Origin of the sequence: Streptomyces sp. 1114.5 (genome assembly GCF_003635085.1) — a bacterium.
GTDB lineage: Bacteria > Actinomycetota > Actinomycetes > Streptomycetales > Streptomycetaceae > Kitasatospora.
Window position 1 is genome coordinate 136,523 of the sequence record NZ_RBXE01000001.1, and the last position, 12,764, is coordinate 149,286.

The 12,764-nt window shown below is 72.1% G+C and carries 8 protein-coding genes and 1 pseudogene; all 9 read right to left on the minus strand.

Translation table 11 applies throughout. The annotated features are described in order from the left end of the window. Positions 1-86: 86 nt before the first annotated feature. Positions 87-1,598: an Asp-tRNA(Asn)/Glu-tRNA(Gln) amidotransferase subunit GatB gene (gatB, locus tag BX285_RS00575; protein WP_121174194.1), complete on the minus strand. Its 1,512-nt coding sequence runs from the start codon at positions 1,596-1,598 to the stop codon at positions 87-89. Positions 1,599-1,685: 87 nt separating this feature from the next. Next, positions 1,686-1,943, minus strand: coding sequence for a hypothetical protein (locus BX285_RS00580; RefSeq protein ID WP_179852749.1), 258 nt, complete (start codon positions 1,941-1,943; stop codon positions 1,686-1,688). Beyond that, positions 1,940-3,433 (minus strand): Asp-tRNA(Asn)/Glu-tRNA(Gln) amidotransferase subunit GatA, encoded by a 1,494-nt coding sequence (gatA, locus tag BX285_RS00585; protein WP_097236154.1) that lies wholly within the window; start codon positions 3,431-3,433, stop codon positions 1,940-1,942. The genes BX285_RS00580 and gatA overlap by 4 nt, the downstream gene beginning before the upstream one ends. Positions 3,434-3,438: 5 nt before the next feature. Next, complete coding sequence (gatC, locus tag BX285_RS00590; RefSeq protein ID WP_030057414.1) at positions 3,439-3,735, minus strand: Asp-tRNA(Asn)/Glu-tRNA(Gln) amidotransferase subunit GatC; 297 nt, start codon at positions 3,733-3,735, stop codon at positions 3,439-3,441. Positions 3,736-4,244: 509 nt separating this feature from the next. After that, a pseudogene (locus BX285_RS00595) lies at positions 4,245-5,732 on the minus strand (putative bifunctional diguanylate cyclase/phosphodiesterase); the annotation flags it as partial. Between the two features lie 385 nt (positions 5,733-6,117). Next, positions 6,118-8,406, minus strand: coding sequence for an NAD-dependent DNA ligase LigA (gene ligA / locus BX285_RS00600; protein WP_259470392.1), 2,289 nt, complete (start codon positions 8,404-8,406; stop codon positions 6,118-6,120). Positions 8,407-8,425: 19 nt separating this feature from the next. Next, complete coding sequence (locus BX285_RS00605; protein WP_259470393.1) at positions 8,426-9,436, minus strand: methionine synthase; 1,011 nt, start codon at positions 9,434-9,436, stop codon at positions 8,426-8,428. 108 nt (positions 9,437-9,544) lie between these two features. Beyond that, positions 9,545-11,962: a right-handed parallel beta-helix repeat-containing protein gene (locus BX285_RS00610; RefSeq protein WP_121174196.1), complete on the minus strand. Its 2,418-nt coding sequence runs from the start codon at positions 11,960-11,962 to the stop codon at positions 9,545-9,547. Between the two features lie 111 nt (positions 11,963-12,073). Then, positions 12,074-12,763, minus strand: coding sequence for an SDR family oxidoreductase (locus tag BX285_RS00615; RefSeq protein ID WP_183106968.1), 690 nt, complete (start codon positions 12,761-12,763; stop codon positions 12,074-12,076). Between the last annotated feature and the right edge of the window lies 1 nt (position 12,764).

Genomic DNA, 12,764 nt, shown 5'->3' on the forward strand with positions numbered 1-12,764 from the left:
GCCTTAGATGCCTTAGGAAACCAGGGCCTAGGGGCCTAGGTGTGGTGAAGGCTGAGGCGGAGACGCCCAGCTTCTCGAAGCTGGGCCTACTGTCCTTCCGGGACGAGCCGCTCCAGGATCAGGTCCTTCACCCGGGCCGCGTCGGCCTGGCCGCGGGTGACCTTCATGACCGCGCCGACCAGCGCGCCCACGGCCTGGACCTTGCCGTCGCGGATCTTGGCGGCGATCGCCTCGTTCTCGGCGATGGCCTGGTCCACGGCGGCACCGAGCGCGGAGTCGTCCGAGACCACGGCCAGGCCGCGCTTGGCGACGACCTCGTCCGGCTCGCCCTCGCCGGACAGCACGCCCTCGATGACCTGACGGGCCAGCTTGTCGTTCAGCTTGCCCTCGGCGACCAGCGCGGCGACCCGGGCGACCTGCGCCGGGGTGATCGGCTGCTCGCTCAGCTCGGTGCCGGTCTCGTTGGCACGGCGCGCCAGCTCGCCCATCCACCACTTGCGGGCCTGGTCGGCCGGGGCACCGGCCGCGATGGTCTCCTGGATCGGCTCCACCGCACCGGCGTTGAGGACGGACTGCATGTCCTTGTCGGACAGGCCCCACTCGGACTGCAGCCGGGCGCGGCGCACCCGCGGCAGCTCGGGCAGCGCGGCACGCAGCTCCTCCACCCAGGCGCGGGCGGGGGCCACCGGCACCAGGTCCGGCTCGGGGAAGTAGCGGTAGTCCTCGGCGTTGTCCTTGATCCGGCCCGAGGTGGTGGTGCCGTCGTCCTCGTGGAAGTGGCGGGTCTCCTGGACGATGGTGCCGCCGTCGGTCAGCACGGTGGCGTGGCGCTGGATCTCGAACCGGGCGGCCCGCTCCACGCTGCGCAGCGAGTTGACGTTCTTGGTCTCCGAGCGGGTGCCGAAGGTCTCGGTGCCGTTCGGGCGCAGCGACAGGTTGACGTCGCAGCGCATCTGGCCCTTGTCCATCCGGGCCTCGGAGACGCCCAGCGAGCGGATCACCTCGCGCAGCTCGGCGACGTACGCCTTGGCGACCTCGGGGGCGCGCTCGCCGGCGCCGACGATCGGCTTGGTGACGATCTCGATCAGCGGGATGCCGGCCCGGTTGTAGTCGAGCAGCGAGTGGGTGGCGCCGTGGATGCGACCGGTGGCGCCGCCGACGTGGCTGGACTTGCCGGTGTCCTCCTCCATGTGGGCGCGCTCGATCTCCACGCGGAAGATCGAGCCGTCCTCCAGCTGCACGTCGAGGTAGCCGTTGAAGGCGATCGGCTCGTCGTACTGCGAGGTCTGGAAGTTCTTGGGCATGTCCGGGTAGAAGTAGTTCTTCCGAGCGAACCGGCACCACTCGGCGATCTCGCAGTTCAGCGCCAGGCCGATCTTGACGGCCGACTCCACGCCGACCGCGTTGACCACCGGCAGCGAGCCCGGCAGGCCCAGACAGGTCGGGCAGGTCTGGCTGTTCGGCTCGGCGCCCAGCTCGGTCGAGCAACCGCAGAACATCTTGGTCTTGGTGCCCAGCTCGACGTGGACCTCAAGGCCCATCACCGGGTCGTACGACGCGAGAGCGTCCTCGTAGGAGACCAGGTTCATGACGCTCACAGCGTCCCTTCTCACTTGAAGCTTGGGGAGGTACGGGCCCGGCCGCCCACGCGATGCGGATGGCCGGGCCTGGGCGCTCGGTGCGGCTCAGCCCAGCAGCACGTCGTCGGAGCCCAGCCGGCGCAGCTCGCGCACCAGCAGGGCGGTGCCGGTGATCAGCGCGGCGGCGCCGACCAGGGCGTTGACGAGCTTGAGGGTGTCGCTCTCCTCGCGGGCCTTGCGGACGTCCTTGACGACCGAGACCGCGCCGAAGGCGCTGGTGCCGATGGACAGCAAGAGACCGGGCTTCGAGTGCTTCCACCCCTTGATGGAGCTCTGGGCCTTGGCCTTCTCGATCTTGCTCACAGTGCCGGTGCCTCCTCCAGCAGGGTGTGCCCCCACTTGTCGTTGAGCGCGGCCTCGACGGCGCCGCCCACGCGGTACAGGCGGTCGTCCGCCATCGCGGGTGCGATGATCTGCAGGCCGACCGGGAGATTGTCCTCCGGAGCCAGGCCGACCGGCAGCGACATGGCCGCGTTGCCCGACAGGTTCGACGGGATCGTGCACAGGTCGGCCAGGTACATCGCCATCGGGTCGTCGGCGCGCTCGCCGATCGGGAAGGCGGTGGTCGGCGTGGTCGGCGAGACTAGGACGTCCACGCCGGCGAAGGCCGCGTCGAAGTCCCGCGAGATGAGCGTGCGAACCTTCTGGGCCGAGCCGTAGTAGGCGTCGTAGTAGCCCGAGGACAGGGCGTAGGTGCCCAGGATGATGCGCCGCTTGACCTCGTCGCCGAAGCCGGCCTCGCGGGTCAGCGCGGTGACCTCCTCGGCCGAGCGGGAGCCGTCGTCCCCGACCCGCAGGCCGTAGCGCATCGCGTCGAAGCGGGCCAGGTTGGAGGAGCACTCCGAGGGGGCGATCAGGTAGTACGCCGGCAGCGCCAGGGTGAACGACGGGCAGGAGACCTCGACGACCTCGGCGCCCAGCTCGCGCAGCAGCTCCACCGACTCGTTGAAGCGCTGCATCACGCCGGCCTGGTAGCCCTCGCCGGCGAACTCCTTGACCACGCCGATCCGCATGCCGCGGATGTCGCGCATCTTCGCGGCCTCGACCACGGCCGGCACCGGCGCGTCGATCGAGGTGGAGTCCAGCGGGTCGTGCCCGGCGATGGCCTCGTGCAGCAGCGCCGCGTCCAGCACCGTACGGGCGCACGGGCCGCCCTGGTCCAGGCTGCTGGAGAACGCCACCAGGCCGTAGCGGGACACCGAGCCGTAGGTCGGCTTGACGCCGACGGTGCCGGTCACGGCGCCGGGCTGGCGGATCGAGCCGCCGGTGTCGGTGCCGATCGCCAGCGGGGCCTCGAAGGCGGCCAGCGCGGCGGCCGAACCGCCGCCGGAGCCGCCGGGGATGCGGGTGAGGTCCCACGGGTTGCCGGTCGGGCCGTACGCCGAGTTCTCGGTGGAGGAGCCCATCGCGAACTCGTCCATGTTGGTCTTGCCGAGGATGACCACGTCCGCGTTCTTGAGACGGGTGGTCAGGGTGGCGTCGTAGGGCGGGATCCAGCCTTCGAGCATCTTGGACCCGCAGGTGGTCGGGATGCCCTTGGTGGTGAAGACGTCCTTCAGCGCGAGCGGGACGCCGGCCAGCGGGCCCAGCTCCTCGCCCTTGGCGCGCTTGGCGTCGACGGCCTTCGCGGCGGCCAGCGCACCCTCGGTGTCGACGTGCAGGAAGGCGTTGACCTTCTTGTCGACGGCCTCGATGCGGTCCAGGTGCGCCTGCGCGACCTCGACGGCGGACACCTCACCCTTGGCGATGGCGCTCGCGGTCTCGGCGGCGGTGTAGCGAATCAGCTCGGTCATCTCGGTCAGTCCTCCCCGAGGATCTGCGGCACACGGAAACGCTGCTCCTCGGCGGCGGGGGCGCCGGACAGCGCCTGCTCCGGGGTGAGCGAGGGCCGCACCTCGTCCGCGCGCATGACGTTGGTCAGCGGCAGCGGGTGGGAGGTCGGCGGGACGTCCTGTCCGGCGACCTCGGAAACGCGGGCGACCGCGCCGATGATCACGTCGAGCTGCTCGGCGAAGTGGTCCAGCTCTTCGGGCTTCAGCTCAAGACGCGACAGCCGGGCGAGGTGGGCGACCTCCTCGCGCGTGATGCCAGGCATGCAGCGATCCTCAGGGTGAGTTCTGGTGAGACCCGGCGTCGCCTTGCGGGCGGTGCCGGGCCCGGGCAGGAGCAGCCGGGTTCCGGCGCTCCGTCCTCGTGGTCTTTGGACCCCATCCTATGGGGCCCGGCCGATCCACCGGCCAACGAGTGACCGGCGGTGCCCGTCACCCCCGGGTCACCGCCCGGGTCACCGCCGCACCGGCGCTCCCGTCACTGCGGCCGGGTGCGGGCCCAACTCTGCGTCCCCGGCGCGTTGATCTCCAGCTGAGCGGCCTGCACCGCCTGGGCGACGGGTGGCAGCACGGGTGGCAGGACCGGGGGCAGGACGGGCGGGAGCGTCGGCGGCAGCACCGGCGGGATGGCGGGCTGCACGATCGGCTTGACTGCCTGGACCGGGACCGGTTTGCCGCCCGGGACCGCCTGGCCGCCCTTGATCGACGTGAGGGTGGCCCGCTGCTGCGGCGGAGCGCCCAGCCGCTCCACCGGCGGGGCGCCGGTGCGGTGCACCCGCAGCCAGGCGGTGGCCTGCTCGGCCGGCAGCGCGGCGGACACCAGCCAGCCCTGGACGGCGTCCACGCCCATGCAGTGCAGCCGCTCCCAGGTCTCGTCGTCCTCGACGCCCTCGGCGACCACGGTCAGGCCCAGCGAGTGGGCCAGCTCCACCGAGCAGCGGACCACCGCCGCGTCGTGGTCGTCGGCGACCATCCGGGAGACGAAGGAGCGGTCGATCTTCAGCTCGCCGACCGGCAGGCTGCGCAGCCGCACCAGCGAGGAGTGCCCGGTGCCGAAATCGTCCAGGGACATCCCGACGCCGTAGCCGCGCAGTTCGGCGAGGGTGTCGGCGGCCCGCCGGGAGTCGTCCAGCAGCAGCCGCTCGGTGATCTCCAGCTGGAGCGCGTGGGCCGGCACCTGGTGGCGCACGAGGTGGCCGGCGACGCGCTGGGCGAAGCCCGGGTTGAGCACGTCGCGCGGCGAGACGTTGACCGCGACCTGCACCTGCAGCCCCTGCTCGCGCCAGTACGCGAGCTGGCCGACGGCCGCCTCCAGCACGTAGTCGGTGAGCCGGGGCATCAGGCCGCTGGACTCGGCCAGCCCGACGAACTCGTCCGGGGAGACCTTCCCCTGCCCGGGCCGCTCCCAGCGCAGCAGCGCCTCCAGGCCGACCACCCGGCCGTCGAAGGCCACCTTGGGCTGGTAGTGCAGCTGGACCTCGCCGGTCTCCAGGGCCCGCCGCAGGTCCCCGAGCAGCCCGATCCGGTACGGGGTGTCGGCGTCCTGGGACTCGTCGTACTGGGAGACGCCACTGCAGCCGCGCTGGGCGTGGCCCATCGCGACGTCGGCCCGGCGCAGCAGCGACTCGGCGTCCTGGGCGTGCTGCGGGTAGACGCAGACGCCGCCGCTGGCCTCCAGGACGAGCAGCAGCCCGTCCAGCCGGATCGGGGCGGCCAGTTCGGCGATCAGCGCCTTGGCGACCCGTTCCAGGCTGTCCGGGCAGTTGATGCCGGGCAGCAGGACGGCGAACTCGTCGCCGCCCATCCGGGCCACCATCGGGCGGCCGCGCCGGTAGTGCCGGGGCAGGCCGGCGAAGACGTCGTCGATGGACTCCCGGGTGGCGCTGCCGGCCGGGCCGCCGGAGCGCAGGGCGCGGTGCAGCCGGCGGGCGATGTGAACCAGCAGCCGGTCACCGGCCGTATGACCGAGTGTGTCGTTGAGTGTTCGGAAGCGGTCGAGGTCAAGCAGTATGAGACCGACGCTGTAGCCGTGGTCGCACTCGGCGATCGCCTCCTGGGCAGCCAGCAGTAAGGCCTGACGGTTGGGCAGGTCCGTCAGCGGGTCGGTCAGTTGGTCGCGGGCGCGGTCCCGGGCGATCCGCCAGGCCGCCACCAGCACGGCCAGGGGCACCGCGAACAGCGGCAGCAGCTCGGGTTCGTACCGGTAGACCAGGACGGCCAGCGGGATGAGCGGCGCGGCACCGGCCAGCAGCACGCCGAGCAGCAGGACCGCACCCGCCACCCCCTGCGGCGGGCGTGTGGGCGCACCGCCGGTCGTACGATCCATAAGCCCTGTCCTCCGTCGGGCCCGCCCCGTCAGGCCGCCTTACGGTGAGGCACCGTGCCGGTACCGACAGCTGCCGGGCATGGAGCGACCCCGAGGAGCCCCGGCACAGCCGGTGCCCCCACCCCTGCTGACACTCTGTTGCGCTCCAGGGTATGCCGGGGTCCACCCGGTGGGCAGACTTTCGGACAACCGGAAACGCGCCACCGCGCCCGGGTGTCGCACAGTGACACAATGCCCGCTTTCACTGCACGGCACCCGGTGACGTTGCATCAGGACGATAACAACCCGGATCCGGCCACCCGGCGCTCGGGTCGGCTCCGGGTCAGTCCCCGGCGGGGGCCTGCGCCGGCTCGGCGGCCTCCTCGGGCTCCGGAAGCCCCAGGTGGGCACGGGCGGCGGCCGGGCCGTCGGCGAGCAGCACGGCGAAGCCCGCGTCGTCCAGGATCGGCAGGCCGAGCTGAACGGCCTTGTCGTACTTGGACCCTGGGTTGTCACCGGCGACCACAAAATCGGTCTTCTTCGAAACCGAACCGGTCACCTTCGCTCCGCGCGAGGTCAGCGCCTCCTTGGCGCCGTCCCGGGTGTGGCCGGAGAGCGTCCCGGTGACCACCACCGTCAGGCCCTCCAGCGGGCGCTCCGCCGCCTCCTCGTCCGCGAACTCCTCGGTGAAGCGGACGCCGGCGGCACGCCACTTCTCCAGGATCTCCCGGTGCCACTCCTCCTGGTACCACTCGACCACCGACCGGGCGATGATCGGCCCGACCCCCTCGACGGCGGCCAACTCCTCCTCGGTGGCCGAGAAGATCCGGTCCAGGTCCCGGAACTCCCGGGCCAGCTCCTGGGCCGCGACCGGCCCCACGTGCCGGATCGACAGACCGTTGAGGAAGCGCCAGAGCGGACGCTCCTTCGCCTTCTCCAGGTTCTCCAGCAGAACACCGAGGGTCTTCTTCGGCTCGCCCTTCTGGTTGGCGAAGAAGGCGACCTTCTTCTCCTCGCCGGTGCGGTCGTCCAGCTTGGGCATGCCCGTCTTCTGGTCCCGCACCAGCACCTTGATCGGCAGCAGCTGCTCCGCCGTCAGCCCGAAGATGTCCCCCTCGTCCTTCACCGGGGCCTCGGCCGGCTCCAGCGGCTGGGTCAGCGCGGTGGCCGCGACGTAGCCCAGGCCCTCCACGTCCAGCGAGGAGCGGCCGCCCAGGAAGGCGATCCGCTCGCGGATCTGGGCCGGGCAGAACCGCGCGTTGGGGCAGCGCAGATCGATGTCCCCCTCCGACATCGGGCGCAGCTCGGCCCCGCACTCGTGGCAGTGCGAGGGCATCACGAACTCCCGCTCGGTGCCGTCCCGCAGGCCCTCCACCGGGCCCAGGATCTCCGGGATGACGTCACCGGCCTTGCGCAGCACGATGGTGTCGCCCAGCAGCACGCCCTTGGCCTTGACGACCTCCTGGTTGTGCAGCGTCGCGTACTGCACCATCGAGCCGGCCACCTTCACCGGCTCCGCCAGCACCGCGTACGGGGTGGCCCGGCCGGTGCGGCCGATCCCGATCCTGATCTCGGCGAGCTTGCCGGTGACCTCCTCCGGCGGGTACTTCCAGGCGATCGCCCAGCGCGGCGACTTGGAGGTGGCGCCGAGCCGGCCCTGCAGGGCGATCTCGTCCACCTTGACGACCACGCCGTCGATCTCGTGCTCGACCGAGTGCCGCTGCTCGCCGAAGTGCGCGATGAACTCCCGCACCTCCTCCAGCGTCCCGACCACCTTGTTGTGCCGGGCGGTGGGCAGGCCCCAGCCGCGCAGCAGCTCGTAGGCGTGCGACTGGTTGTCGATGTCGAAGCCGACCCGGGCGCCGATGCCGTGCACCACCATGTGCAGCGGGCGGGAGGCGGTGACGTGCGGGTCCTTCTGGCGCAGCGAACCGGCGGCGGCGTTGCGGGGGTTCATGAACAGCCGGATCATCGCCCGGGGCCGCTTGCCCTCCTTGGCGCGCTCCTCGTTCTCCTGCCGGCGGCGCTCGTTCTCCGCCACGAAGGAGGCGTTCAGCGCCTCGAAGGCCTCGGTCGGGAAGTAGACCTCGCCGCGGATCTCCACCAGCTCGGGGACGTCCTCGCCGTGCAGCCGGTGCGGGATCTCCTTGATGGTGCGGACGTTGGCGGTGATGTCCTCGCCGACCCGGCCGTCGCCGCGCGTCGCCGCCTGCACCAACTGGCCGTTCTCGTAGGTGAGGTTGACGGCCAGGCCGTCCACCTTGAGCTCGCACAGGTAGTGGTAGTCGATGCCGTGCAGTTCGGTGGCGACGCGCTCGGCCCAGGCGGCGAGCTCCGCGTCGTCCATCGCGTTGTCGAGACTGAGTAGGCGCTCGCGGTGCTCGACCTCGGCGAACAGCGCGGTCGGGGCGCCGCCGACCTTCTGCGTCGGCGAGTCCGGGGTGACCAGGGCCGGGTGCGCGGCCTCCAGCGACTCCAGTTCGCGCATCAGGGCGTCGAACTCGGAGTCGCTGACGACCGGCGCGTCCTGCTCGTAGTACCGGGCGCGGTGGTCGGTGATCTCCTGCGCCAGCTCGGCGTGCCGCCGGCGCACCTCCGCCGGGACGTCCTCCCAGCCCTCGACAGCCACCACCGCAAGCCCTCCTACGTCGTCATTCCGGGTTGTCCACCAGGCTCTGCGCCGCCCGAACGCTCAGGGACAGCGCCTTGCGCGCGTACGCCGGGGAGGCCCCGGCCAGCCCGCAGGTCGGCGTCACGAGCACGCGGCGGCCCAGCAGCTCCGGGGCGAACCCGAGCCTGCGCCACAAGGTCCTGACACCCTGGACACTACCGGCCGGGTCGGACGCTGCCTGGTCGGTGGAGGGGACGACACCGGCGAGGATCGCGGTGCCCGCCTCCACCGCCTCGCCGAGGTCGTCGTCCGAGCGCTCGGTCAGGAGCGAGAAGTCCAGCGAGATCCCCGCCACCCCGGCCCGGCGCAGCAGCGGGATCGGGACGTCCGGCGCGCAGCTGTGCACGACCACGGGGGCGTCCAGGCCGCGGATCGTCTCGCGCAGCACCTCCTCGGCGACCTGCCGGTCGACGGCGCGCAGCCGCTGGAAGCCGCTCGCGGTCTTCACCGAGCCGGCCAGCACGGCGGGCAGCGAGGGCTCGTCGAGCTGCAGGACCACGTCCGCGCCGGGGACGCGCCTGCGGACGTCGGCGAGGTGGCGGCGCAGGCCCTCGGTGAGCGAGCCGGCGATGTCCCGGCAGGCGCCGTGGTCGGAGAGCGCCTTCTCGCCGTGCTTCAGCTCGATGCTCGCCGCCAGCGTCCACGGGCCGACGGCCTGGACCTTGAGCGCGCCGTGGTAGCCCTGGGTGAACTCCTCCAGGGCGTCCAGGTCCTCGCCGAGCCAGGAGTGGGCGCGCCGGGTGTCCCGGCCGGGGCGGTCGGTGAACCGCCAGCCGCTCGGCTCGGTCTGCGCGAACAGCTCGACCAGCAGGCCGGCGCCGCGGCCGATCATGTCGGCGCCCGGTCCGCGCGCGGGCAGCTCGGGCAGGAACGGCAGGTGCTCCAACGCCCCGGTGGCGGTCTTGGCCGCCTCGCGGGCGTCGGTACCGGGCAGCGAGCCGACGCCGGAGGCGGCGCCGTGCAGGTCGGGGAAGGGGTGTGGGGTGCTCACCCGTCCGAGCCTACTCACGGCCCGCCCACGACGGCGGCCCCGGTGCCAAGCGCGGGGCTCGGCACCGGGGCCGTCGGTCGGTACTGCCGGTCGGTGCTGCCGGTACGGTCAGTACGCCTGGTAGCCGAACTCGTCGACGATCAGGTGGATCGGGGCGCCGCTCGCGTTGTAGAACGAGACCGTTCCGTCCTTGACCGGGACGACCACCTGGTTGGGGATGGTCTCGCCGGGCAGGAAGTTGAGGTTCGAGGCGTTGGGCGCCGCGTCACCGTGCGGGTAGACGGTGAGGTGGCCCTCGGCGCCCGGCTCGGTGACGGTGACGTTGAGCGTCACCGCGGCGACGTTCGGGATGTCGCCGACCGAGACGTCCAGCGTGCCCCAGGCCGGGACGGTGCCCGCCGGGCGCATGCCCGACTCCGAGTAGATGTCCTGGCGGGTGTCCATCAGCCGGTACGGCCCGGCAGGACGGTAGCTGACCTTGCCGTCGGTGGCGTAGTAGCCGGCCAGGTCGGCGATCAGGTGCACGGTGCCGCCGGAGGCGTTGAAGAAGGACACCTTGCCGTCCTTCACCGGGACGGTCACCAGGTTGGGGATCGTGCGCCCGGCCACCCAGTTGAGGTTCGACGAGTTGGGCGCCTCGTCACCGTGCGGGTAGACGGTCAGGTGGCCTTCCTGCTGCGGGTCGGTCACCGTCACGTTCATCGTCACGGCCGTCACGCCGGAAGCCGGAACCCCGGCCACGCCGGTGACCGGCAGGTCCACGGTGCCGTACGGGGCCACCGCCTGCGCCACCGGGACGCCGATCGGCGCACGGGTGTCCAGCAGACGGGTCGGGCCCTGGGCGTGGAACAGCGAGCCCTTCGGGCTGTAGTAGCCCTCCAGGTCGGCGATCAGGTGCACGGTGCCGCCGGAGGCGTTGAAGAACGAGACCTTGCCGTCCTTCACCGGGACGGTCACCAGGTTGGGGATCGTGCGCCCGGCCACCCAGTTGAGGTTCGACGAGTTCGGGGCCTCGTCACCGTGCGGGTAGACGGTCAGGTGCCCGTCCTGCTGCGGGTCGGTCACCGTCACGTTCATCGTCACGGCCGTCACGCCGGAAGCCGGAACCCCGGCCACGCCGGTGACCGGCAGGTCCACGGTGCCGTACGGGGCCACCGCCTGCGCCACCGGGACGCCGATCGGTGCACGGGTGTCCAGCAGACGGGTCGGGCCCGCCGGGGTGAACGCGCTGCCGACGTCGAGGTCCTCGTACGCGCCGCGGTCGCGGGTGCCGCTGCCCGTACCGGTGTTGGTGACGGTCGGGCTGTCCACGGGGGCCGCGCCCCAGAGGTCGGTCGGGAGCATGCCCGGGGCGGTCTCGTCCGCCGAGTCGATCCGGTGGTCGACCGGGGCGTTCGGGCCCTTGGCCACGTACGTCAGGTCGACGAAGTCGTGCCCGCCCTGGCCGGTGTTGGCGGTGAGCTGGCTCTGGGTGGCGAAGGCGGTGCCGGCCCAGCTGTAGGGCGCTCCGCCGCTGAGCGGGTCGATCAGGTTGTAGTCGATCTTGGTGCCCGCGGTGGCGTTCGCGCCGACGGAGATCCCGGTCGCACCGGCCGGGTTGTCGCAGGCGGCGTTCATGTTCTTCGCGGTGTTCACCACGTTGTTCTCGATCACCGCGCCGGCCGAGGCGCCGTCCAGCACGATCCCGCCGAAGCAGGAGGAGTAGACGGTGTTCGCCACCACGACCGTGTTGGGGGCGTCCTTGAGCAGGATGCCGGTCATCTCGGGCACGTAGTTGGCCTGGACCTGGTTGGTGGTCAGCACCGTGTTGGTGGAGCCGCCGTCCACGGTCACCGCCGGCCCCTGGACGTAGCCGAACCGGCCGCGGCCGTAGACGACCTTGTCGGAGGCGTTGGTGATCCGGATCCCGTTGCCGCCGGAGACGGTGGTGTTGTCGAACGCCACGTCGTGGGCGCCGTCCACCAGGACGGTCGGCTTCTGGAAGCCCGTGGAGATGTTCAGGTTCTCGAACCGGAGATGATCGGCGCCCTTGACGACGAACCCGTCGACGGTGTGGCTCCAGTCGCCGATGCGGGTGCCGGAGCCCCCGGGGTTGGAGCCGTCGTTCTTCGTGCCGCGGAAGGTGATCGGCGCGGCGGCCGTGCCGGACCGGGTGATGGTCAGGCTCTCGGCGTAGACGCCGTCGCCGATCGCGACGGTCTGGCCCGGCTGGACGACCGCGGCGGCCGCCGCGATGGTGCAGAACGGGGCGGCCTGGGTGCCGCTGCCGCTGTCGGTGCAGTTCGCACCCGCGGCGTTGTTGACGTAGAGCGTGCCGCCCGCTGCGGCTGCGCTACCCGCACCGACGGCCGGCAGACCGACCGTCCCGAGCAGCGTCGCACCGACGGCCAGCGCTGTACGGATTCTGGAAATGTGGAGCCCCCCTGGGACTTGGCGCGCAAATGACGCTTTTCGACCCTCCTTTGTCCGGAAACGATCGGCCGGAGGGCGGAGCGGATCATTGCACAGCCGAAGGGGCCCCGCCAACGTGAATTCCGGCCCTCTTCGGGCTGCATGCGAACGGCCCTCGGGGCCGGGCGCGGGGCTCGGTTCCGAGGGCCGGGTGTACCGGGGGAGGCAGGCGTACGGGGGGCAGCCCTACCGGCCCGGGCGGACGGTGATGTCCGTCAGCTCCGCGTCCCGGGAGGCGTCGAGGGCGGCCAGGATCGCCCCGGCGACCGACTCGGGGGCGATCCAGCGGTCGGCGTCGTACTCCTTGCCCTCCTGCTGGTGCACCTTCGCCTGCATCGCGGTCGCGGTGCGGCCGGGGTAGACGGAGGTGACGCGGACGCCGTTCCCGTGCTCCTCGTGGCGCAGCGAGTCGGCCAGCGCCTTCAGGCCGTGCTTGCTGGCCGCGTACGCCGACCAGTCGGCGTGCGCGTTGAGGCCGGCGCCGGAGTTGACGAAGAGCACGTGGCCCTTGGTGAGGCGCAGCGACGGCAGCAGCAGACGGGTCAGCTCGGCGGGGCCGACCAGGTTGACGTTGAGCGTCTCCTGCCAGGCCTTCACCGGCAGCTCGCCGACCGGGCCCAGCTCCACCACGCCCGCGACGTGCAGGAGGGAGTCCAGGGTGACGGGCAGCGTCTGGTGGCCGAAGGCCCAGGACAGCTTGGCCGGGTCCGCGAGGTCCCCGACCAGGGTCTTCGCCCCGGGGACGCGCTCGCGCAGTTCGGCGGCCCGACGGGCGTCGCGGGCCAGCAGCCAGAGTTCGTCCCCGCGCTCGGCGAGGCGTCCGGCCAGGACGGCGCCGATGCCGGAGCCCGCGCCGGTGATCAGATGTGCAGCCATG

Coding starts and splice junctions, on each gene's coding strand:
- gatA (WP_097236154.1), bottom strand. CDS start 3,433: ATGACCGAGCTGATTCGCTACACCGCCGCCGAGACCGCGAGCGCCATC.
- gatC (WP_030057414.1), bottom strand. CDS start 3,735: ATGCCTGGCATCACGCGCGAGGAGGTCGCCCACCTCGCCCGGCTGTCG.
- BX285_RS00615 (WP_183106968.1), bottom strand. CDS start 12,763: ATGGCTGCACATCTGATCACCGGCGCGGGCTCCGGCATCGGCGCCGTC.